The organism is Nocardia wallacei (genome assembly GCF_014466955.1).
Taxonomy (GTDB): Bacteria; Actinomycetota; Actinomycetes; order Mycobacteriales; family Mycobacteriaceae; genus Nocardia; species Nocardia wallacei.
Genome location: NZ_AP023396.1, coordinates 4,149,301 through 4,172,771, shown reverse-complemented (window position 1 = coordinate 4,172,771; position 23,471 = coordinate 4,149,301). Strand labels below are relative to the sequence as shown.

Annotated in this window: 8 protein-coding genes; 6 read left to right on the top strand and 2 right to left on the bottom strand. The window is 71.8% G+C overall.

What is annotated here, in order from left to right; all coding sequences use genetic code 11:
* Positions 1–5 precede the first annotated feature (5 nt).
* Positions 6–1,571, bottom strand: coding sequence for an AMP-binding protein (locus tag NWFMUON74_RS18345; protein ID WP_187683093.1), 1,566 nt, complete (start codon positions 1,569–1,571; stop codon positions 6–8).
* Between the two features lie 239 nt (positions 1,572–1,810).
* Here NWFMUON74_RS18345 and NWFMUON74_RS18340 point away from each other — a divergent pair, with 239 nt between their 5' ends.
* From NWFMUON74_RS18340 to NWFMUON74_RS18330, 3 genes are read left to right on the top strand one after another with little or no spacing between them, the layout of a single operon-like run.
* A complete protein-coding gene (locus tag NWFMUON74_RS18340) occupies positions 1,811–2,824 on the top strand; it encodes a methyltransferase (RefSeq protein WP_187683092.1) in 1,014 nt (337 codons plus the stop codon).
* A 34-nt stretch (positions 2,825–2,858) separates the two neighbouring features.
* Positions 2,859–4,058 (top strand): cytochrome P450, encoded by a 1,200-nt coding sequence (locus NWFMUON74_RS18335; protein ID WP_187683091.1) that lies wholly within the window; start codon positions 2,859–2,861, stop codon positions 4,056–4,058.
* Positions 4,055–4,303: a ferredoxin gene (locus tag NWFMUON74_RS18330; protein ID WP_342213457.1), complete on the top strand. Its 249-nt coding sequence runs from the start codon at positions 4,055–4,057 to the stop codon at positions 4,301–4,303. The genes NWFMUON74_RS18335 and NWFMUON74_RS18330 overlap by 4 nt, the downstream gene beginning before the upstream one ends.
* Here the strand turns inward: NWFMUON74_RS18330 and NWFMUON74_RS18325 are convergent.
* On the bottom strand, positions 4,260–5,492 hold the full coding sequence (locus NWFMUON74_RS18325; protein WP_187683090.1) for an NAD(P)/FAD-dependent oxidoreductase: 1,233 nt from the start codon (positions 5,490–5,492) through the stop codon (positions 4,260–4,262). The genes NWFMUON74_RS18330 and NWFMUON74_RS18325 overlap by 44 nt on opposite strands.
* A gap of 114 nt (positions 5,493–5,606) precedes the next feature.
* On the opposite strand from NWFMUON74_RS18325, the gene NWFMUON74_RS18320 reads away from it, so the two are divergent.
* Genes NWFMUON74_RS18320 through NWFMUON74_RS35725 form a run of 3 tightly spaced genes read left to right on the top strand, consistent with a single transcriptional unit; the run spans position 5,607 to position 23,470 of the window.
* Positions 5,607–6,485: an alpha/beta fold hydrolase gene (locus NWFMUON74_RS18320; RefSeq protein ID WP_187683089.1), complete on the top strand. Its 879-nt coding sequence runs from the start codon at positions 5,607–5,609 to the stop codon at positions 6,483–6,485.
* 11 nt (positions 6,486–6,496) lie between these two features.
* Positions 6,497–7,714 (top strand): cytochrome P450, encoded by a 1,218-nt coding sequence (locus tag NWFMUON74_RS18315; RefSeq protein ID WP_187683088.1) that lies wholly within the window; start codon positions 6,497–6,499, stop codon positions 7,712–7,714.
* 24 nt (positions 7,715–7,738) lie between these two features.
* The gene (locus NWFMUON74_RS35725; protein ID WP_197986863.1) at positions 7,739–23,470 is read left to right on the top strand and encodes a type I polyketide synthase; all 15,732 of its coding nucleotides are present in this window, start codon (positions 7,739–7,741) and stop codon (positions 23,468–23,470) included.
* Position 23,471 lies beyond the last annotated feature (1 nt).

Here is a 23,471-nt window from a genome sequence, read left to right as displayed (position 1 = left end):
CCGGGTCACCGGGTGGCGGCCTCGCGCCGCAGCAACTGCTTGTCGATCTTGCCGGAGCCGATGACCGGCAGCTCGCCGCGGAACCGCACGACCGCGGGCGCGTGCCGTGGCGACATCCGATCGCGGACATGCTCGCGCAGCGCGTCGGCGGTGGCGTCGGCCGACGGCTTGAGCACCACCGCCGCGTGAATCCGCTCCACCCGGTCGGCGTCCGGCGCGCCGAACACCGCCGCCTGCGCGACCGCCGGATGGGTGAGCAGCGTCTTCTCCACCTCCGCGGGATAGACGTTCACGCCGTCGAACTTGATTCGATGCTGTAGCCGATCGACGAGGTACAGATAGCCGTCGGCGTCGAGATACCCCAGATCGCCGGTGTGGAACCAGTTGCCCCGCAAGGTGTTCGCGGTGCGCTCCGGATCGCGGAAGTACTCGGTGAGTATGCCGGGCGAGCTGACGCAGATCTCGCCGACCTCCCCGGTGGCCAGGTCGCGGCCGGTGTCGGGATCGCGGACCACCACGCGCGCCTGCCAGGACGGCCGCCCCACCGAGCCGCGCCGCCGCGCGTCGGTGTGATCCTCGCGCTCCAACCGGCCGATCTCCCAGCATTCGGTGGTGCCGTAGGACTGTACGAGGATCGGCCCGAGCACGCCGACGGCCTGCGCCAGCCGCTCGGGCGAGGCCGGTATCCCGCCGTACATCAACGTGTTCAGGCTCGACAGGTCGGTGCCGGGCAGCTCGGGATGATCGAGCACCTGATACACCTGCGGTGTCGCCCAGAAGACCCGGGTGACGCGCCGCGCGGCGAGCGCGCGCAGCACCGCGCCCGGCTCGAAACCCGCCAGCACGTGCAGCCTTCCGCCCGCGCTGAGCACGGCGTCGGCGATCGGACCCACGGTGTGGCTCAACGGTGTCGTCACGAGCATGACGGTGTGTTCGTCGCCGAGCATCGTCTCGACGGCGTAGCGCCAGGCGCGATAGGAACGGCAGATCCCCTTGGGGCGGCCCGTGGTGCCCGTCGTGTAGGTGATCACGGCCAGATCGCCGGCCGCCGCCGGATACGGGGCGGGGGGTGTGCCGGCGCCGCCCGCCGCGAGGTCGACCGCTCCCGCTCCGCCGCCGTACGCCCCGATGTGGAGCCGGTGGTCCAGCGCGGCGCGCAGCCGCCGCGCGCGCTCGAGATGCGCGGCGTCGACGGCGAGGAAGCTCGCGCCCGTCTCCCGGAGAATGCCGAGTTGCTGATCGTCCGGCAGCGGTTCCAGCGAGCTGGCGGCGTTGGTGGAACGCAGATAGACCACCGCGGCGCCGATGAGATTCGCGGCGTGGCGCGCGAACAGCATCAGCGGGCTGTTCGAACCCGCGAGGACCGCGACCGTGTGGCCGGGTCCGATGCCCGACCGGGCCAGTACACCGGCCGCCGACACAATGGCGTCGGCGCATTGCCGTCGCGTGTGGCCGCCGCCGGGCCAGTCGATCACAATGTCGTCGGGCCGTTCCGTCAATGCCGACAGAATCCTCGACACGTACTGCTCGGAGCCGCTCTGTGTCGCGGAATAGGTTGCTGTGCTGGGCATCTGATGCTCCCGTCTACCGACCGGATGGCTGCGGTGCGGGCGGCGTCCCGCCTCGATCATCGTAGAAGACGAGCGCGGCAGGGGCCATCGAAACATTCTCGCGGTGTCCCGGAGAATGTCGGCCCGAAGGCTTCGCCGCCCTTCTCCGGAATGCCTTCGTGGGCTACTGTGGAGCTCGAACAATGCGAGGGAACCTTGCCGCATTGTCGTGGAACCCGCACGTTCGAGGGAGGTCCGCCGTGAATTCCGTCCCGCAGGTCCCGGCGCCGATGGCGCTCATGGAGATGATCGGCAACGGATCGTTCGCGCAGGCGATCTACGTCGCCGCCAAACTGGGCATCGCCGACGTGCTGGCCGACGGCCCGCTGGACGCCGCGCAGATCGCCGCCCGCGCGGACACCGACACCGACGCCACCTTCCGGCTGCTCCGGCTGCTGTCGAGCCGCGGCGTGTTCCGGATGGAGCCGGACGGCCGCTTCGCCCTCAACGAATTGTCCGACCCGCTGCGCTCGGACGCCGAGGTGTCGATCCGGCCGTGGTCGCTGTTCATCGGTTCGCCGGAACATCGCGAACACTGGTCCCACCTGGACGAGGCGGTGCGCACGGGCAAGGCCGTGGTGCCCGCGCTGCGCGGTATGTCGTTCTTCGAATTCACCCGCAGCAACCCGGAATTCGGCAAGGTGTTCGACGACTCGCAGACCAGCGTCTCGGGGCTGACACTGCGGGCGGTGCTGTCCTCCCACGACTTCTCGCCGTATTCCGTGATCGTCGACATCGGCGGCGGCAACGGGCGTCTGCTCGGCGAGATCCTCTCGCGGACACCGGGTTCGCGCGGCGTGCTGTACGACACCGCCCCGGTGGTCGAGGGCGCCCGGGAGCGGCTGAGCGCCTTCGGCGACCGCTGCACCATCACGGCCGGATCGTTCTTCGACGCGGTCCCGCCCGGCGGCGACGCCTACATTCTCAAGCACGTGCTGCACAACTGGAGCGACGACGAGGCCCGCACCATTCTCGGCAACATCAAGCAGGCGATGTCGCCGGAGGGCCGGCTGCTGGTGATCGAGATCCTGCTGCCCGAGGGCAACGCCCCGAACCTGGGTTTCCTGACCGACCTGAATCTGCTGGCGCTGTTCGGCGGCAAGGAGCGCACCGAGCGAGAGCACCGGGAACTGCTGGCGGCGGCCGGATTCGAGGTCGAGCGGGTGGTGCCCACGCCCGCGGCCGTATCGATCATGATGGCCCGGCTCGCCTGAGCGCGGCCGGGCGGGCGAGGACGAGGAGACCGAGATGACCGAACCGGCGGCCGATGTGCGTTCGTTTCCGATGCCGCGCGAGGCGCGCTGCCCCTTCGACCCGCCGCCGGAGCTGCGCCGGGCGCCGCCGGTGTCGCGGGTGCGGATCTGGGACGGCAGCGAGCCGTGGCTGGTGACCGGCTACCGCGCGGTGCGCGCGCTGCTGGCCGATCCCCGGGTCAGCGCCGACGCGACGCGGCCGGGCTATCCGTTCTCGACGGTCGCGCTCGCCGCGAGTGTCAAGCGCGGCAACACGTTCATGTCCATGGACGACCCCGAGCACGCCGGATACCGGCGCATGCTGACGAGCTACTTCTCGATCAAGCGGATCGAATCCCTGCGCCCGGGTATCCAGCGGATGGCCGACGACCTGATCGACTCGATGCTGCGCGGCGGCGACTCGGCCGATCTGGTATCGGCCTACGCGCTGCCGCTGCCGTCGATGGTGATCTGCGAATTGCTCGGCGTGCCCTACGACGAGCGCGAGCGGTTCCAGCGGCTGGCGGGCACGTCGATCTCCACCACGTCCACCGCCGAGCAGGCGCTGGCGGCCGCGGACGAGATGCTCGGGCTGATCGGCGCGGTCGTCTCGGCCAAGCGGGCGCGGCCGGGCCCGGACATTCTCAGTCACCTCGTGGCGCAGGGCGAGCTGTCCGACCGGCAGATCGCCGGAATCGGCCGCGTGCTGCTGCTGGCCGGGCACGAGACGACGGCGAACATGATCGCGCTGGGCGTGGCGGCGCTGCTGGCGAATCCGCCACAGCTGCGGCGGTTCCGCGCGGCCGACGACCCCGTGGCGACCGCCGGTGCGGTGGAGGAGATCCTGCGCTATCTCACCATCGTCCACCACGGCAGGCGGCGGGTGGCGCGCGACGACATCGAGGTCGACGGCACGCTGATCCGCGCGGGCGAGGGACTGATCCTGGCCATCGAGTCCGCCAACCGCGATCCCAGCGTCTTCGAGGGCGACCCGGACGTGCTCGACCTCACCCGGCCCGCGCGCCATCATCTGGCCTTCGCCTTCGGGCCGCACCAGTGCCTGGCGCAGGCGCTGGCCCGGGTCGAACTCCAGATCGCCTATCACACCGTGTTCCGCCGCATTCCGGGATTACGCCTCGACGCCGACATCGTCGAGCTGCCGTACAAGCACGACATGCGCATTTACGGCCTGCACGCGCTGCCGGTGCGGTGGTGAGCGAGCCGGACGGCGCGGAACCCGGCGGGGTGACCGTCGACCGGAGCCGGTGTATCGGTGCGGGACAATGCGTTTCGGTCGCGCCGCGCGTTTTCGATCAGGACGACGCGGGCCTGGTCGTGCTCGTGGCGGGCGCGGCGGCGGATGGTGCCGAGGTGCGCGCGGCCGCCGAGCTGTGCCCCGCGGCCGCCATCGCGCTCGTCACCGATGCGCCCCCGCCGGGACCCCGCAGAGAATGCGATTGATGTTGGCGTCGTCGAAGAACTCGACCGGGGAGACGATGCCCGCGTTGATCGCGGCGAACGCGTCCATCGCCTCCTGATTGCCCTGCATCGCGCGAACCAGGCGCTCGAAATCGGCGGAGGCGGGCTCCAGCCGCGACAGGTGGGCGGTGTGCTCGTACACCGCCTCGTTGCGCGCGTCCCGGATGCGCTGATAATCCGCCATCGCCTCGTCGAACGACGCTGTCGCGGTGAAGGTTCGGTCGATCGCCGTGCTCAGCAGTTCCGCGCCCTGGAAGGCGTCGGTGATGCCGAGCGCGGTGATGGGGTCCTTGTTGTAGGCGGCATCGCCGACCAGCGCCCAGCCGGGACCGTAGGGCTTGCGGAAGTAGTTGGCCACGGCCGCGCCGACGAACGGCTCGACCCGGGTGGCGCCGCGCACGCGGGCGGCGAACTCCGGCGAGAGTTCCAGTGTCCGCAGGTAATTGCGCTCGATATCGGCCCGGAACTCGTTGCGCTGCGCCATCGGCCACGCGACCACGAGCATGGTGAGCCCGTCGTTCGTGGGCTGCGCCGCCCACACCCGGCCGGGCCGGATCACCACCTCGAATCCGTCGACGGGCAGGTCCCGCCAGTAGGTGTAGTACTGGTACTGGCCCTTGGGGTGTTCGTTGTACGGTTGCGCCCCAACGGCTCTGGCGATGCGGGAATCGCGGCCGTCCGCGCCGACGACCACGCGGGCCCGCTCCAGCACCGAGGCGCCCCGTGCGGTGTGCCCGACGACACCGACCACCCGGCCGTCCTCGAACACCGGCGCCTCGACGGTGAAGTGCTCGCGCACCTCCGCGCCGGCGGCCGCCGCCCCGTCGACCAGGATCTTGTCCAGCAGTGTGCGGCGCGGCGCGTACGCGGTGGCATGGCCGGTGGCCGTGCGGGCCGTGCCGGACAGCCGCACGGGGCCGCTGTCGAACCCGAAATCGAACGTGTACTTCTCGATGGGCGGGGTCCCCGCCGCGACCACCGGGCCCAGCAGACCCCATTGTTCGAGCAACGCTACCCCCGGAGCCTGCACCATGTGCGTGGACACCGTGTCGCTGGGGAATGTCGACCGGTCTACCAGCAACACACGATAGCCCTTGCGCGCCAACAACATTGCGGTGGGCGCGCCCGAGCAGCGAGCTCCGACAACAATGACATCGTATTTTGCCGTCATTGCTCGTATCCTTCCTAGGAAAGCGTGATCCGACAATGAAATCACTGTAGCGTTGTCCCGAGCATTCCGGCGAACATTGTTGTGCGGCCGGAGCCGGACGGTGAAGGAGTGCCGATGACTACCGACCTGCGCACCGGCACGGTGCGAGTGCCCGGGGCGACCCTGCACTACGAACTGCGCGGCACGGGCCCGCTGCTGCTGATCTCCGACAGCGGCGGCGGTGAGGTCCGGCGCAGCACCGAGATCGCCGCCCGGCTCGGCGACGCGTTCACGGTCGTCACCTACGACCGGCGCGGTTTCGCCCGCAGTCCGCTGGACCGGCCCGGCTCCGCGGTGCCGGTCGCCGTCCACGCCGAGGATCTGCGCCTGCTGCTGGCCGAGCTGACCGACCAACCGGCACATGTGCTCGGTTGCGCGCTCGGCGCACTGCCCGCGCTGCATGCCGTGCTCGCCGCGCCCGCGATGTTCGCGACGGTGGTCGCGCACGAACCACTCGCGCCCGCGCTGCTCACGGGTGCGGACCGGGCCGAACACGTGGCCGCGTTCGAGGAATTGGAGGCCGACTACCGCGAGCGCGGCCTGCCCGCCGCCGTGGTGCGCATCTCCGCGATGCTGGGCGCGGGCGCCGCCGCGCGACATCGGGTCCAGCACAGTCTCGACCACGATGCCGGGCGGGCCGCCGATCCGGCCGTGGCGGGGCAGCGCACCGCGAACTTCGACTTCATCCTGACCAACGAGATCCCGCAGGCGCGAACCACTCCGGTGGATGTCCCCGCGCTGCGTAACACCCCGGTGCCCATCGTCGCGGCGGCGGGCGAGGCGACCGACCCGGCATTGTTCGGCAGCCGCTGCGCCCATGCCCTGGCCGCCGCGCTCGACACCACGGCCGTGACATTCCCCGGCGGCCACAACGCGCATTTCACCCATCCCGTCGAGTACGCGCGGCGGCTGCGCGACGTGCTCGGCCGGCAGTCCGCGCCGGCACAGCCCTGAGGAGCACGACCATGAGCCAGACGACCGCGGCCGTCTTCAATCCCTTCGAACCGGGTTTCACCGACGACCCCTATCCGCAGTACGCGCGGCTGCGGGCCGAGTCGCCCGCGCACGAGCACCCGCTCGGCTTCTGGTTCCTCGGCCGGTACGCCGACGTGCAGGCGATGCTGCGGTCCGAGCAGTCCGTCGAACTGGAGAATCTGGGGCCCGGCCGCTATCGCGATATGAACGAGCAGCTCTACGGCCGGGTGGGCACGCCGCGGCTGGGCGGGTTGTCGATGCTGGACCGCGATCCGCCGACGCACACCCGGCTGCGCAAACTGGTCACCAAGGCGTTCACCCCCCGCGCGGTGCAGGCGCTCGAGACCCGGATCGCGGCACTGGTCGAGGCCCGGCTGGACGAGATCGCCGCCGCGGGGACCGCCGATCTGGTTGCCGCGCTGGCCTTTCCGCTGCCGTTCGAGGTCATCTCCGCGATGCTCGGCATGCCCGACACCGATCACGTCCGGGTGCGGGAGCTGGCCGCGGTCTTGGCGCGCTCCTTCGAGCCCGGTGTCGATCCCGAGCTGGCGCGCGCGCTCACCGCGGCGGACGAGGAACTGGCCGGGATCGTGCGGGAGGTCATCGCGTGGAAACGCGGCCACCCCGCCGACGACCTGATGTCGGCGCTCATCGCGGCCGAGGACGACGGTGACGTCCTCGATGACGACGAACTCGTCGCGCAGGTCGAACTCATCTACCTCGCGGGCTACCACAACACGGTCAACTTCATCGCGAACGGGACACTGGCGCTGCTGCGCAATCCCGATCAGCTCGCGTTGCTGCGCGCCGAACCGGGGCTGATCGACAACGCGATCGACGAGGTGCTGCGCTACGACGTGCCGACGCAGGCGCTGCGGCGAATCACCGTGCGGCCGTTCCCCGCCGGTGACGTCGTGATCCCGGCCGGTGCCTTCGTTCTGACCAGCCTCGGCTCGGCGAACCGGGACGAGGAGTTCTGGGGCCCGGATGCCGACCGGCTGCGCCTGGACCGCGAGAACGCCCGGGCGCACCTGTCGTTCGGCGCGGGCTCCCGCTTCTGCCTGGGTTCGGCCCTGGCCCGGATGGAGGGCCGGCTGGCGATCGGCGGCCTGGTCGGGCGGTTCGACAAGCTTCGCCTGGACGGCGAGGTCCGCTGGAACGGCCGGGTGAACCTGCGCGGGCCGGAGACGCTGCCGATCTCCGTCTGACCCGCCCGTTGCGAGGGAAATGCGATGACTGACACTCCGGACACCGAACTGGTCGAGGCGCTGCGGGCCTCGATGCGTCGTGTCGAGCGCTTGCGCCGGGAGAACCGGGAGCTGCGGCTGGACCGCGCGCCCGAGCCGCTGGCCGTGGTGGGCATGGCATGCCGCTATCCGGGTGGCGTCGCGTCGCCGGAGGATCTGTGGCGGGTCCTGGCCGAGGGCCGGGACGTGGTGGGGGACTTCCCGGCCGACCGCGGCTGGGACGTGGCCGGGCTCTACGATCCGCGGCCGGGCACACAGGGCAGGTCGTACACCCGTTCGGGCGGATTCCTCGACGGCGCGGCGGAATTCGATGCGGCGTTCTTCGGCATCAGCCCGCGCGAGGCGGCCGGTATGGATCCGCGCCAGCGGCTGCTGCTCGAGGTGTCCTGGGAGGCACTGGAATCCGCGGGCTTCGATCCGGAAGTCCTGCGCGGCAGCGATACCGGGGTGTACGTGGGTGTGGCGTCCCCGCAGGAGTACGCGGCCTCTGGGCACGGCATTCCCGCGACGGCGGCCAGCGTGGTGTCGGGTCGGGTGTCGTATGTGCTGGGGTTGGAGGGTCCGGCGGTGACGGTGGATACGGCGTGTTCGTCGTCGTTGGTGGCGTTGCATCAGGCGGGGTTGTCGTTGCGGGCGGGGGAGTGCTCGCTGGCGCTGGCGGGCGGGGTCACGGTGATGGCCTCGCCGGAGGTGTTCGTCGAGTTCTCGCTGCAAGGAGGGCTGTCGCCGGACGGCCGGTGCAAGCCCTTCGCGGCTGCCGCCGATGGGACGGGGTGGGCCGAGGGCGTGGGAATGCTTGTAGTGGAGCGCCTTTCGGATGCCGTGCGCAACGGCCACGAGATTCTGGGCGTGATCAGAGGGTCGGCGGTGAATCAGGATGGTGCGTCGAACGGCCTGACCGCGCCGAACGGTCCGTCGCAGCAGCGGGTGATCCGTGCGGCGCTGGCGAACGCGGGTTTGTCGGTGGGCGATGTCGACGCCGTCGAAGCGCACGGCACGGGAACGACTCTCGGCGACCCGATCGAGGCGCAGGCGCTCCTCGCGACGTACGGGCAGGACCGGCCCGGCGACCGCCCGCTGTGGCTGGGCTCGATCAAATCCAATCTCGGCCACACCCAGGCGGCGGCCGGTGTCGCCGGAGTCATCAAAATGCTTCTGGCGCTGCGCCACCGCACGCTGCCCGCGACGTTGCACGTCGACCGGCCCACCCCGCACGTGGACTGGGCGGCCGGGCGCGTCGAGCTGCTGACCGAGCCGCGACCGTGGCCGAGCGCGGATCGGCCGCGCCGCGCGGGCGTGTCGTCGTTCGGGATCTCCGGCACCAACGCGCACGTCATCGTGGAGGAGGCCCCGGAGCGTGCCGTGGCCGCGCACACCGGTGACCGGGCCGGCCTGCCGGTGATCCCGTGGGTGCTCTCGGCGCGCTCGCCGCGGGCGCTGGCCGCCCAGGCCGACGGCCTGCGCGAATTCCTCGGCGCGCGACCGGAATTGGACTCGATCGACATCGGCTGGTCGCTGAGCAATCGTTCCCGATTCGAGCACCGCGCGGTGGTGCTGGGCAGTGATCGGGACGACCTGCTGGCGCGTCTGGGCGAGGTCGCCGAGGGCCGGGCCGCGCTCGGCGGGCCGTCGGTGTCGGGTGGTGTGGTGTTGGTGTTTCCGGGTCAGGGTTCGCAGTGGGTGGGGATGGGTCGGGTGTTGTTGGGGGAGTCGGTGGTGTTTGCGGAGCGTTTCGGTGAGTGTGAGGTGGCGTTGTCGGGGTTGGTGGGGTGGTCGTTGCGGGATGTGGTGGTGGGTGGTGGTGGGGGGTTGTTGGGTCGGGTGGATGTGGTGCAGCCGGTGTTGTGGGCGGTGATGGTGTCGTTGGCGGCGGTGTGGGAGTCGTTGGGTGTGGTGGTGTCGGGGGTGGTGGGTCATTCGCAGGGTGAGGTGGCGGCGGGGTGTGTGGCGGGGGTGTTGTCGTTGGTGGAGGGGGCGCGGATTGTGGTGGGGCGGTCGAGGTTGTTGGTGGGCTTGGCCGGTGGTGGCGGGATGGTCGCGGTGGGCGCGGGCGAGGGCGCGGTGCGGGAGTGGTTGTCCGAGGGCGTGGGGGTGGCCGCGGTGAACGGTCCCGAGTCGGTGGTGGTCTCGGGTCCCGTGGGCGAGTTGCGCGCGTTCGTGGAGCGGTGTGCGGGCGCGGGGGTGTCGGCGCGGTGGTTGCCCGTGGACTACGCCAGCCATTCCGCGGCGATGGACGCGGTGCGGACGGAACTTGTGGCGGCACTGGCCGATATCCGGCCCCGGTCGGGCCATCTGGACTTCTATTCGTCTGTTACCGGTGAGCGGATCGACGGCACCCTGCTGGACGCCGAGTACTGGTTCCGTAATCTGCGGTCGACCGTGCGCTTCGAGGACGTCACCCGCGCGATGCTGGCGCAGGGCTATACGACCTTCGTGGAGGTCAGTCCGCATCCCGTGCTGCTCGCGGCGATATACGACACGTTCGACTCGAGCACCGACGAGACGGTGCGCGACCGCGGCCTGGTAACCGTGCCGTCGCTGCGGCGCGACGACGGCAGCTGGCGGCAGCTGCTCGGCAATGCCGCCACGGCCTGGTCGAGCGGTCTCCCGGTGGATTGGCGGACACTGTTCGAAGGCACGGGAGCGACACGTGTTCCCTTGCCCACCTACCCGTTTCAGCACGAGCGGTACTGGCTCGACGCCGCCGCGGCGGCGCCGGGGCTCGGCACGGCAGGAATCCGCGCCGCCGACCATCCGATGCTGGCGGCGGCCGTCCCTTCCCCCGAGCACGGCGGGATCCTGCTCACCGGCCGTCTGTCCGCGACGAACCCGTCGTGGGCCGCCGATCACGTGGTGTTCGGCCGTACGCTGCTGCCGGGAACGGCTTTGGTGGAGTTGGTGATCCGGGCCGGTGACGAGGTCGGCTGCCCGGTCGTGGACGAACTGACCCTGACCGCGCCGCTGCCGCTCGATACGGGTGCCGTCGACGTGCACGTCGCCGTCGGCGCGGAGGAGACACCGGGTTCTCGGCCGGTGCGCGTCTATTCCCGTGCGGCAGGGTCCGATTCGAGCACCTGGCAATCGCATGCAGAAGGTAGGCTCGCCCGCCCCACGGCGGCCGTGCCGCGGTCCGACCGACCCTGGCCGCCGCGTGCCGACCTCGTGCCACTCGACAACGCGTACGACTCGCTGCACGACCGCGGATACCACTACGGCCCGCACTTCACCGGGATGCGACGAGTATGGCGGCGCGACGACCGCCGCTACGCGGAAGCCGAACTGCCGGAAGGGCTGGACAGCATCGGATACGGCATCCATCCCGCCCTGCTGGACGCGGCCCTGCACGCGATACTGGTGACCGAGGCGGTGGACCGCACTCCGCTCCCGTACCGGTGGTCGAGCGCGACCCTGCACGCCACGGGCGCCACCCGCGTCCGCGCGGTCCTCATCGGCACGGGCGGCACCTACGACGTCCGGCTCACCGACCCGGCCGGGCAGCCGGTTTTCATCGGGACACTCGAAACCCGCGACACCACTGCCGAACACCTCCGGTCCGGCGATCCCGATGCGCTACCGCTCTACGAACTCGGCTGGATACCACTGGAATCGGCGGACACCGGTCCGGGGACGATCGCGGAGTGGGGATCTCACGACCACCAGCAGGCCACCGCCGACATAGTCGTGCTGCGCTGCACGCCCTCGGGCGCCGATCCGGTCGAGAAGACCCGTGCCGCGACCACCACCGTGCTGGCGGCCCTGCAGGGCTGGCTCGACGACCCGCGCCTCGAGCGCGCCCGCCTCCTGGTGACAACCAGCAACGCGGTCGACGTCACCGGCGGCGAGCCCACCGACCCCGCAGCCGCCGCGGTGTGGGGCCTGGTGCACGCGGCCCAATCCGAACACCCGAATCGCATAGTCCTCCTCGACAGCCCCACCGACCTCCCACCCACCCGACTGACCGCGCTCACCGAATCCGGCGAACCCGAGATAGCGATCCGCCAAGCCCGCACCTGGGTCCCCCGCTTACGCCCCCTCCCAGCCGCAGCCCCCGCCCGATCTCCCGTTTCGTGCCCTGCGCCCACTTCCGCGTCCCCCTCGACGCCCTCCTCCCTTCCCACTCCCGAGCCCCCTTCCCCCTCGGAGTCCCGGTCCGGGCCCACATCCGGCCCTACGTCCGCTCCTCGCTCCCTGCCCGCGGGCGTGCCAGCTTCCGCGTCGGAACACACGCCGGCGCTCGAATCCGCGGCTGCTCCCGCGCGCATGTCCGTCTTCGGGACACCCGCGCTGCTGGGCGGGGCGGTACTGATCACCGGGGGGACCGGTGGTTTGGGTGCCATTGTCGCCCGGCATCTGGTGCGTCGGTATGGCGTGCGGCGGCTGGTATTGCTCAGCCGTCGTGGCGTGGATGCGCCCGGGGCGGGGGAGTTGGTGGCGGAGTTGTCGGGGCTGGGGGCCTCGGTGGAGGTCGCCGGGTGTGATGTGACGGATCGGGCCGCGTTGGCGGGGGTGGTCGAGCCGTTGCGGTTGTCCGCGGTCGTGCACCTGGCCGGTGTGCTCGATGACGGTGTGGTGCAGGCGCTTACCGCGGAGCGGCTGGCCGATGTGCTGGCGCCCAAGGTGGATGGGGCGTGGCATCTGCACGAATTGACCGCGGACAAGGAGCTGTCGGCCTTCGTCGTGTTCTCGTCCACAGCGGGTGTGCTGGGCGGTGCGGGGCAGGCCAACTATGCGGCCGCCAACAGGTTTCTCGACGGACTGATCGCGTACCGGCGCAGTCTCGGGCTGGCGGGCGTGGCCGTCGCGTGGGGGCTGTGGGACGAGGCGACCGCGATGACCGGACACCTGACGGACACCGCGGCGGGCGCATCGGCGATCGGGCGGCTGTCGACCGGGCAGGCGCTGCGCCTGCTGGACGAAGCCCTGGCCGCGGACGCCCCGCTGGCCGTGGCCGCGCGTCTCGACACCGCCGCCCTGCGCGCGCGGGCCGCGGAAGGCACGCTGCCACCGGTGTTTTCGGCGCTGATACCGAACCGCCGGGCAGCCGCCGCCGATGCGCCCGCGACGAGCCTGCGCGAGCGGCTCCGGAATCTCGACGCGGAGCAGCGGTTCGAGACCGTGCTCGGCCTCTGCCGCGGTCAGGCCGCCGCCGTCCTGGGACACAGCGGCCCCGCCGCGATCGATGCGGGCCAGGCGTTCCGAGACCTCGGGTTCGACTCCCTGGCCGCGGTGCGCTTCCGCAACGGGTTGGGCGCGGCAACGGGTTTGGCGCTGCCGTCGACCGTGGTCTTCGACCACCCGACGCCACGCGCCCTCACCCGGTTCCTGCTCGCCGAACTCAGCGGCGACGAGTCGCCCGCGCCCCGGCGTCCCACCGTCGCAACCGGGACGGACGAGCCGCTGGCCGTGGTGGGTATGGGCTGCCGGTTCCCCGGTGGCGTCGCGTCGCCGGACGACCTGTGGCAGATGGTCGCCGCGGGCCGCGACGTGGTGACCGACTTCCCGGCCGACCGAGGCTGGGACCTCGAGCGGCTGTACGACCCGCAACCCGGCGTGGCCGGTAAATCGTCCACCCGATTCGGCGGATTCCTCGACGGCGCCGCCGAATTCGACGCGGCCTTCTTCGGAATCGGCCCGCGCGAGGCCGCGCAGACCGACCCCCAGCAGCGGCTGCTGCTCGAGGTCGCCTGGGAGGCACTGGAATCCGCGGGCATCGACCCGAAGTCCTTGCACGGCAGCGACACCGGCGTGTTCACCGGCCTCATGTACCACGACTATCCGGCCGGTGACGGCAAAGGGTCCATCGCGTCGGGGCGGGTGTCGTATGTGCTGGGTTTGGAGGGGCCTGCGGTGACGGTGGATACGGCGTGTTCGTCGTCGTTGGTGGCGTTGCATCAGGCGGGGTTGTCGTTGCGGGCGGGGGAGTGCTCGCTGGCGCTGGTGGGCGGGGTGACCGTGATGGCGTCACCCGCCGTATTCGTGGAGTTCTCCGCGCAGCGTGGACTGTCCGCGGACGGCCGCTGCAAATCGTTCGCGGCGGCGGCCGACGGCACCGGCTGGGCCGAAGGCGCGGGAATGCTGGTGGTGGAGCGTCTTTCGGACGCTGTGCGCAACGGGCACGAGATCTTGGCGGTGGTGAAGGGGTCGGCGGTCAACCAGGACGGTGCGTCGAACGGCCTCACCGCGCCGAACGGTCCGTCGCAGCAGCGCGTCATCCGTGCGGCCCTGGCGAACGCGGGTTTGTCGGTGGGCGATGTCGACGCCGTCGAAGCCCACGGCACGGGAACGACTCTCGGTGATCCGATCGAGGCGCAAGCGATCGTGGCCACCTACGGACAACGTGACGCCTCGGGTGAACCGCTATGGCTGGGTTCGATCAAATCGAACATGGGCCACGCCCAGGCCGCGGCCGGTGTGGCAGGCGTGATCAAGATGGTGCAAGCCATGCGGCACGGGGTGCTGCCGAAGACTCTGCACGTGGACGAGCCGTCGCCGCATGTGGATTGGGCGGCCGGTCATGTGGGTTTGTTGACCGAGCGGCAGTCGTGGCCGGATTTGGGGCGTCCGCGCCGGGCGGCGGTGTCGTCGTTCGGGATCTCGGGAACCAACGCCCACGTCATCCTCGAGCAGGCCCCTCGAACCGAATCGGCCGAGACCGCGGCGCGCGCACCGCTGCCGGTGATCCCGTGGCTCGTCTCCGCCCGCACCCGCCCCGCGCTCGCCGCACAGATCACCCGGCTGAGCGAATTCGTCGGCGCGCGACAGGAATTGGCCGCCGAGGACGTCGGAGTGTCGCTGACCCGTCGCTCGGCACTGGAATACCGGGCCGCGGTGGTCGGCCGCGACCGCGACGAACTGCTCGCCGCCTTGGCGCGGGCGGACGCGACACCGGCGTCGGTGTCGGGTGGTGTGGTGTTGGTGTTTCCGGGTCAGGGTTCGCAGTGGGTGGGGATGGGTCGGGTGTTGTTGGGGGAGTCGGTGGTGTTTGCGGAGCGTTTCGGTGAGTGTGAGGTGGCGTTGTCGGGGTTGGTGGGGTGGTCGTTGCGGGATGTGGTGGTGGGTGGTGGTGGGGGGTTGTTGGGTCGGGTGGATGTGGTGCAGCCGGTGTTGTGGGCGGTGATGGTGTCGTTGGCGGCGGTGTGGGAGTCGTTGGGTGTGGTGGTGTCGGGGGTGGTGGGTCATTCGCAGGGTGAGGTGGCGGCGGGGTGTGTGGCGGGGGTGTTGTCGTTGGTGGAGGGGGCGCGGATTGTGGTGGGGCGGTCGAGGTTGTTGGTGGGTGTGGCGGGTAGCGGGGGGATGGTCGCGGTCGGTGCGGCGGAGCGTGCGGTGACCGAGCGGCTGGTGGCCGGTCTGAGTGTGGCCGCGGTGAACGGCCCGCAATCGGTGGTGGTCTCCGGCCCGGTGCGCGAGCTGGACGCGTTCGTCGACGGCTGCGTCCGCGACGGCGTGCAGGTGCGTCGGCTGCCGGTGGACTACGCCAGCCATTCGGCCGCGATGGAACAGATCCGAGCCGAACTCGTTGCGGCACTGTCGGATATCAGGCCCCGCGCGGGACACATCCCGTTCTACTCCTCGGTGACCGGCGACGTGCTGGACGGTACCGAGCTGGACGCGGAGTACTGGTACCGCAACCTGCGCTCCACCGTGCGCTTCGAGGACGCCACCCGCGCCCTGCTCGCCCACGGCCGCTCGGTGTTCATCGAGGCCAGCCCCCACCCCGTGCTGCTCGCGGCGATACACGACACGTTCGACTCGAGCACCGACGAGACGGTGCGCGACCGCGGCCTGGCGACCGTGCCGTCGCTGCGCCGCGACGACGGCAGCTGGCGGCAGCTCCTCACCAACGCGGCCGACGCCTGGACCCGGGGCGTGCCCATCGCCTGGCAGCGACTGTTCGACCACACCGGCGCACGGCGAATTCCGCTGCCCACCTACGCGTTCCAGCACCAACGGTTCTGGTCGGCCGATGCCCGGACCACCCCGGACCTCACGACGGCGGGCCTCGAAGCCACCGACCACGCCCTGCTGTCCGCTGTCGTCCCGGCTCCCGACGGTGACGGCCTCCGGCTCACCGGACGGCTGTCGCCGACCGTACCGTGGTTCGCCGACCATGTCGTGCACGGCCGCACACTGCTGCCCGGCGCGGCCTTCGTGGATCTGGCGGTCCGGGCCGGTGACGAGATCGGCACGCCGGTCGTCGACGAGCTGAGCCTGCTCGTGCCGCTGCCACTGGACCGGGGTGCGAGGCAACTGCACGTGATGGTCGGCAGCGAGCATCCCGACAGGCGGCGACCGGTGCGCATCTACGCGCGACCGGATGCCGCGGAGCCCGCGCCCTGGCAACTGCACGCCGAAGGGCTGCTCGCGCGGGAGTACGCCGAGACCCTCCCCGAGGACGACTCTCGGCCGCCGCACGCCGAACCCGTCCACCGCGACGACCCGTACGGCCTCCTGGAGTCCCGCGGCTATCACTACGGACCGAGTTTCCAAGGGCTGCAACAGGTCCGGCGCGCGGGTGATCACACCTACGCCGAGGTCACGCTGCCGGAGGGTGTCGAAGCCGGCGGTTACGGCATCCATCCGGCATTGCTCGACGCCGTACTGCACGCCGTCTTGCCCGAGGCCACCGAGCACGGCGCGACGCCGCTGCCGTACCTGTGGACGGGCGCGGTCCTGCACGCCACCGGCGCCACCCGCGTCCGGGCGGTCATCGTCACCACCGGCAGCGACACCTATCGCATCCGGCTCGCGGACCCGGCCGGGCAGCCCGTGTTCACCGCCACCCTGCGCACCCGGCCCCTGTCCGCCGAGCAACTGCGAACCGGGGACACGGCGTATCCACTGCACGAGGTGTCGTGGCAGGAGTCGGCGGACAGCGGTACTCGGCATCTCGACGGAAATGTCCGAGTCGTCGACCTCGCGGACTTCGCGGGTGCGATCGCCGACGATCCCCTCCCCGAGGTGCTGGTGGTCCGCTGCCCGAGCGCCGCGGACGTCGACGAGGACGACCTGCTCCGGGACGTCCACACCGTCACCCACCGAATGCTCGACATGCTGCGCGAGTGGCTCGCCGACGACCGCCTGCTGAACAGCCGCCTCGTCGTCGAGACCCGCGGCGCGGTGGCCACGCCCGGCGCACCGGCCGAGGACCTGGCGGCCGCGGCCGTCTGGGGCCTGGTGAGTTCGGCGCAGACCGAATATCGCGACCGAATCCTGCTCGTGGACACCGACGAACCGACCGATCCCGCCACCTACCTCGCCGCGCGTGACGACCGGCTCGCGGTCCGAGGCGGGCGCGTCTATGTCCCCCGGATCGGCGTACGCGAGGCCGATGCCGCCGACTCGTCCGCGGATCCCTTTGCCGTGCGGCTGGATTCGGGCACCGTGGTGATCACGGGCGGCACCGGCGGGCTGGGTGCGGTGCTGGCCCGGCACCTGGTCGGCGAGCACGGTGTGCGATCCCTGCTGCTGCTCGGCCGCCGCGGCGCCGACGCACCCGGCGCGGCCGACCTCGCCGCCGACCTGACCGCCGCGGGCGCCCACGTCCGCATCGTGGCGGCCGACGTCGCGGATCGGGAGGCGCTGCGCGCCGCGCTCGCGGCGGTGCCCCCGGACGCGCCGGTGGTCGGTGTCGTCCACGCCGCCGGTGTGCTCGCGGACGCCGTGCTGCCCGACCAGACCGCGCACGGGGTCGACACGGTGTTCGCGCCCAAGGTGGATGGGGCCTGGCATCTGCACGAACTCACCGCGGGCGCCGACCTGGCCGCCTTCGTCCTGTTCTCGTCGGTCGCCGGCACCCTCGGTGCGGCCGGTCAGGCCAATTACGCCGCGGCGAACAGCTTTCTGGACGCGCTGGCCTCCTACCGGCGCGCCCGCGGCGCCGTCGCAACCTCGATCGCGTGGGGGCTGTGGGCCGAGGGCACCGGCATGACCGGTCATCTCGCCGGGACGGATCTGCATCGGCTGCGGCGCGCCGGAGTCGCGGCCATGACCCACGACCACGCCTTGGCTCTGTTCGACCGCGCGCTGAGCACCGAGGCGAGCGCGGTGCTCGCCGGACGATGGGATCTGCCGGAACTACGCTCCCTCGCCGCCGCGGGCACCTTGCCACCCATCTTCGCCGAACTCGCGCCCGCCCAACGGGTTACCGCCGCGCACGCCCCGGCGCCGGGTGCGCTGTCGCGGGAACTCGCGGGACTCGGCGAGACACAGCGATACGAGCGTGTGCTCGAACTCGTGCGGTCCCGGGCGGCCGCGGTACTCGGCCACACCGACGCCCAGCGGGTCGAGCCGGCACACGCCTTCAAGGACCTCGGATTCGACTCGCTGGACGCGGTCGCCTTCCGTGACCAGATCGGCGCGGCCACCGGGGTCCGAGTGCCCGCGAGCGCCGTCTTCGACTACCCGACCCCGCGCCTGCTGACCCGCTACCTGGTCGGTGAACTGACCGGCAGCGGCTCGCCGCAGCATGTGCACCCGGCCGCCGCCGCGAGCGCGGAACCCCTGGCCATCGTCGGGATGGCGTGCCGATACCCCGGCGCGGCGTCGCCGGACGAGCTGTGGGACATCGTCCTGGGCGGGCGCGACGTGCTGGGCGAGTTCCCGGACAACCGGGGCTGGGACCTCGGGCGGCTGTACGACCCGGAACCCGGTGTGGCCGGGAAGACCTACGTGCGCGAGGGCGGATTCCTCCATGACGCCGGGAGCTTCGACGCGGGGTTCTTCGGCATCACACCGCGCGAGGCGCTCGGAATGGACCCGCAGCAGCGGCTGCTGCTCGAGGTCACCTGGGAGGCGCTCGAGAACGCCGGAATCGACCCGGAAGCGTTGCGGGGCAGCGCGACCGGCGTGTTCGCGGGGGTGGCCTCGCCGCAAGGCTACGGCGCGACCGGCTACGGCATCCCGGCCATCGCGGCCAGTGTCGCGTCGGGTCGGGTGTCGTATGTGCTGGGTTTGGAGGGGCCTGCGGTGACGGTGGATACGGCGTGTTCGTCGTCGTTGGTGGCGTTGCATCAGGCGGGGTTGTCGTTGCGGGCGGGGGAGTGTTCGCTGGCGCTGGTGGGCGGGGTGACGGTGATGGCGTCGCCCGCGGTGTTCGTGGAGTTCTCGTTGCAAGGCGGTTTGTCGGGGGATGGGCGGTGTAAATCGTTCGCGGCTGCGGCCGATGGGACGGGGTGGGCTGAGGGTGTGGGGGTGCTTGTGGTGGAGCGTCTTTCGGATGCGGTGCGCCACGGGCACGAGGTTTTGGCGGTGGTGAAGGGGTCGGCGGTGAATCAGGATGGTGCGTCGAATGGGCTGACCGCGCCGAACGGTCCGTCGCAGCAGCGGGTGATTCGGGCGGCGCTGGCGAACGCGGGTTTGTCGGTGGGCGATGTCGACGCCGTCGAAGCGCATGGCACGGGAACGACTCTCGGTGATCCGATCGAGGCGCAGGCGGTGCTGGCGACCTATGGGCAGCGTGATGTTTCGGGTGAGCCGCTGTGGCTGGGTTCGATCAAATCGAATATGGGTCATGCGCAGGCTGCGGCGGGTGTGGCGGGGGTGATCAAGATGGTGCAGGCCATGCGGTACGGGGTGTTGCCGAGGACGTTGCATGTGGATGAGCCGTCGCCGCATGTGGATTGGTCGGCGGGTCATGTGGGTTTGCTGATCGAGGGGCGGTCGTGGCCGGATGCGGGTCGGCCGCGGCGGGCGGCGGTGTCGTCGTTCGGGATCTCGGGAACCAACGCCCACGTCGTGCTGGAACAGGCGCCGGTCACCGCGGATTCGCCACCGGAACGCCCTGTGCCTCCTGTCCTTCCGTGGGTGGTGTCGGCGCGTACCCGCACGGCGCTGTCGGCGCAGGTCGACCGGCTGCGCGCATTCGTCACGGAGCGACCCGATCTGGCAGCCGTCGAGGTGGGTGCGGCCCTGACGCGCCGGACGGTGTTCGAGCACCGTGCGGTGCTCACCGGATCAGGGCGGGCCGAACTGCTGGCCGCCGAAGTGGCACCGGCGGAACGGGTTCCGGGCCGGACGGTCTTCGTGTTTCCCGGGCAGGGATCGCAGTGGCCGGGCATGGGCCGCGAGCTGTACGAGGCGTATCCGGTGTTCGCCGCCGCCTGGGACGCCGTCGAGGAACATTTCGCGCTGCCGCTGCGCGAGACCGTCTGGGGCACCGACGCCGACCTGCTCGCCCGGACCGGGAACGCCCAGGCGGGTTTGTTCGCCGTCGAGGTCGCCCTGTTCCGGCTGCTGGAGTCGTGGGGCGCGACACCGGACGCGGTCGTGGGGCATTCGGTGGGCGAGATCGTCGCCGCGCATGTCGCGGGCGTGCTGTCGCTCGCCGACGCGGCGCACGTGGTGGCCGAGCGCGGCCGGTTGATGCAGTCGCTGCCCGGCGGCGGCGCGATGATCGCCGTGCGGGCGAGCGAGGACGCGGTGCGTCCGCGATTGCTCGACGGCACGGAGATCGCCGCGGTCAACGGCCCGCGATCGGTGGTTGTCTCGGGGAACGCGGAGGCCGTCGAAGCGGTGGCGGCGACCCTGGCCGCCACGGGCTGCCGTACCAAGCGGCTCACCGTGTCCCACGCGTTCCACTCGGCGTCGATGGACCCGATCCTGTCCGACTTCGCCGCGGCCGTCGCGGACATTTCGCCTGCCGCGCCGCGGATTCCGGTGATCTCGAACCGCACCGGCGCACCCGGTGGAGACGACTACGGCAGCGCCGCGTACTGGGTGCGGCACGTGCGGGACGCGGTGCGATTCGGCGACGGCATCGCGACACTACGCGACCAGGGCGCCCGGCGATTCGTGGAAGTCGGTCCGCACAGCGGGCTGACGGCCGCCGTCGCCGACATCGTGGACGACGCGGCCGTGATCGCGACACTGCCGACACCCGGCGGCGAACCGGCCGCGGTCGTCGCGGGCCTGGGCCGATTGTTCGAGGCCGGGCACGACGTGGACTGGCCGAAGTTCTTCGAGGGCACCGGCGCCCGCCGGGTCACCGTGCCCACCTACGCTTTCCAGCGCGAGAACTACTGGCTGACGGCGGCCCCGGGCGACGCCACCGAGTTCGGCCTGCGCCCTATCGACCACCCGCTGCTCGCGGGTGTGGTCGACAATCCCGACACCGCCGCGGTGACCCTCGCCGGGCAGTTGTCGCCGCGGACCCACTCGTGGCTGGCCGACCACGCCGTCCTCGGCGCCACCCTGCTGCCCGGTACCGCGTTCGTCGAACTCGCCCTCCGCGCCGGGCACACCGTCGGCCTGCCGGTGCTGCGGGAGCTGACCCTGGCCGCGCCGCTGCCGCTGGACCGGCACGGTGTACCGATCCGGGTTCTGCTCGGCGCGCCCGAAGACGACGGGCGGCGATCCGTGACCGTCTACTCGCGCACCGGCGACGCCGAATGGATCCAGCACGCCGAAGGTGTGCTCGCCCCGGCCGATTCGACCGTCACCGATCCGGCCGTGCCGGACGGCCCGCCCGCGGCGGCGCGGCGACTGGACTCGCCGGGGCTGTATTCCGCCCTGGCCGACCGCGGCTACGACTACGGCCCGGCCTTCCACGGCCTGCGCGGCGCGTGGCGGCAGGACGGCGAGGTGTATGTCGAGGCGGCACTGCCCGAATCCGTCGACGCGGACGGCTATCTGCTGCACCCGGCGCTGCTCGACGCCGTGCTGCACGCGGTCCTGCTCACCGCCGACCCCACCGGAGACACCCTGCTGCTGCCCTTCTCCTGGACCGGTGTGCGCCCGGCCGGGCCGGGCGGCACCCGCGTGCGCGCGCGGATCTCGCCGATCGGCCCGGACGCCGTGACGGTAGCGGTGGCCGACGCGTCCGGCCGACCCGTGCTCACCATCGAAAGCCTGCGCTCCCGGCCGGTTTCCGCCGCCCAACTGGTCCCGGGCACGGCCGCGCACCTGCACGGCCTGCACTGGATCGCGCAATCCGGACCGGTCGCCGACCCCGGCATCGTCGCGGTCACCGATCCGGCCGGTCTCGCCGCCGTGTCCGGGCGCAACGGGGACGGGCCGGACGTCGTGGTCGTGGAATGCGGTGCGGCCCAGCGGGATTCCGATACCCGGGAGCAAGCGGCGGTTCGCGAGGTACTGCACCTGACGCAGTCATGGCTCGGCAACCCGCACAACGAACGCACGCGGCTGATCATCGCGACCCGCGGGGCCGTCGATGTCGGCGCCGGTGCACCGGATCCGGCGGCCGCGGCGATCTGGGGGCTCGTCGCCTCGGCGCAATCCGAGCATCCGGACCGCATCGCCCTGGTCGACCTGGCGGCGGACGCCGACCTCGACGCCGCCGCGCTCGCGCGCTGCGCCGAGCCGCAGTCGGCGGTTCGGGACGGCGGCGTGCTGGTGCCGCGACTGCGACGGCTACCGGAGGGCCGGGGCGCGCGGCCCGAATTCGGTTCCGGCACAGTGATAGTCACCGGCGGCACCGGCGGGCTCGGCGCGCTGCTGGCCCGGCATCTGGTGCGCGAGTACGGGGTGCGATCCCTACTGCTGATCAGCCGCCGCGGCGCGGCCGCGCCGGGCGCCGCCGACCTGGTCGCCGGCCTGACGGCCGCCGGTGCCGAGGTACGGGTCGCCGCCGCCGACGTCGCCGATCGGGAGGCGCTGCGCCGCGCGCTCGCCGCCGTGCCGGGCGACGCGCCGCCGACCGGAGTGGTGCACGCCGCCGGTGTCCTCGACGACGCGGTCCTGGCCGCCCAGTCCGCGGATCGCATCGATCGGGTATTCGCGCCGAAGGTGGACGGCGCCCGGCACCTGGACGAGCTCACCGCCGACGCCGACCTGGCTGCCTTCGTGCTGTTCTCCTCGGTCGCCGGGATCCTCGGCACCGCCGGACAGGCCACCTACGCCGCCGCCAACCGCGCCCTGGACGCGCTGGCCGCCCGGCGGCGGTCCCGGGGCCTGCGCGCCACCTCGATCGCGTGGGGCCTGTGGGACGAAACCACCGCGATGACAGAGCGGCTTGCGACCGCCGACCGGGACCGGGGGCGCCGGACCGGCGTGGCGCCGATGCCGATCGACTACGCGCTGCGGCTGTTCGACTCCGCACTCCGCATCGAACACAGCGCCGTCGTCGCCGCGCGCTGGGACCTGCCGGGCCTGCGGGCCCGGGCGACCGCGGGGATGCTGCCGCCCCTGTTCGATGGACTCGTCCCGGTACCACCCGACCCGGCCGCCACCGGGACACCGGTCGCGCACCTGCGGGAACGACTGCGCGGCGCGCCACCGGCCCAGCGGCCCGATCTCGTGCTGGAGGCCGTCCGCGCGCACGCGGCGGCGGTCCTGGGCCGCGCCGAGGCCGACGCCGTCGACGCGGATCAGGCGTTCACCGACCTCGGTTTCGATTCCCTCGGCGCGGTGGAATTCCGCAACCGGCTCAGCGCCGCCACGGGCCTGCGGCTGCCGGCCGGTCTCGTCTTCGACCGGCCCACCCCGCTGGCCCTGAGCGGTTACCTGCACGACCTCCTTGCCCGGGAACTGACCGAAACCACATCGGCACCGGCGGATTCGCTCGACGCCCTGCTGGATCGGCTCGACACCGCGCTGTCGCACACCGCCGATCCCGGGCGCACCGCCGACCGGGCGCGGGTCCTGCACCGCCTGCAGACCCTCACCGCGAAATGGCAGCACGCCGCGCGGCCCGGCACCGACGACGACATCGAGGCCGCGACCGGCGACGAACTGCTCGCGATCATCGACCGCGAACTCTGAG

Coding starts and splice junctions, on each gene's coding strand:
- NWFMUON74_RS18345 (WP_187683093.1), bottom strand. CDS start 1,571: ATGCCCAGCACAGCAACCTATTCCGCGACACAGAGCGGCTCCGAGCAG.
- NWFMUON74_RS18335 (WP_187683091.1), top strand. CDS start 2,859: ATGACCGAACCGGCGGCCGATGTGCGTTCGTTTCCGATGCCGCGCGAG.
- NWFMUON74_RS18325 (WP_187683090.1), bottom strand. CDS start 5,492: ATGACGGCAAAATACGATGTCATTGTTGTCGGAGCTCGCTGCTCGGGC.
- NWFMUON74_RS18320 (WP_187683089.1), top strand. CDS start 5,607: ATGACTACCGACCTGCGCACCGGCACGGTGCGAGTGCCCGGGGCGACC.
- NWFMUON74_RS18315 (WP_187683088.1), top strand. CDS start 6,497: ATGAGCCAGACGACCGCGGCCGTCTTCAATCCCTTCGAACCGGGTTTC.
- NWFMUON74_RS35725 (WP_197986863.1), top strand. CDS start 7,739: ATGACTGACACTCCGGACACCGAACTGGTCGAGGCGCTGCGGGCCTCG.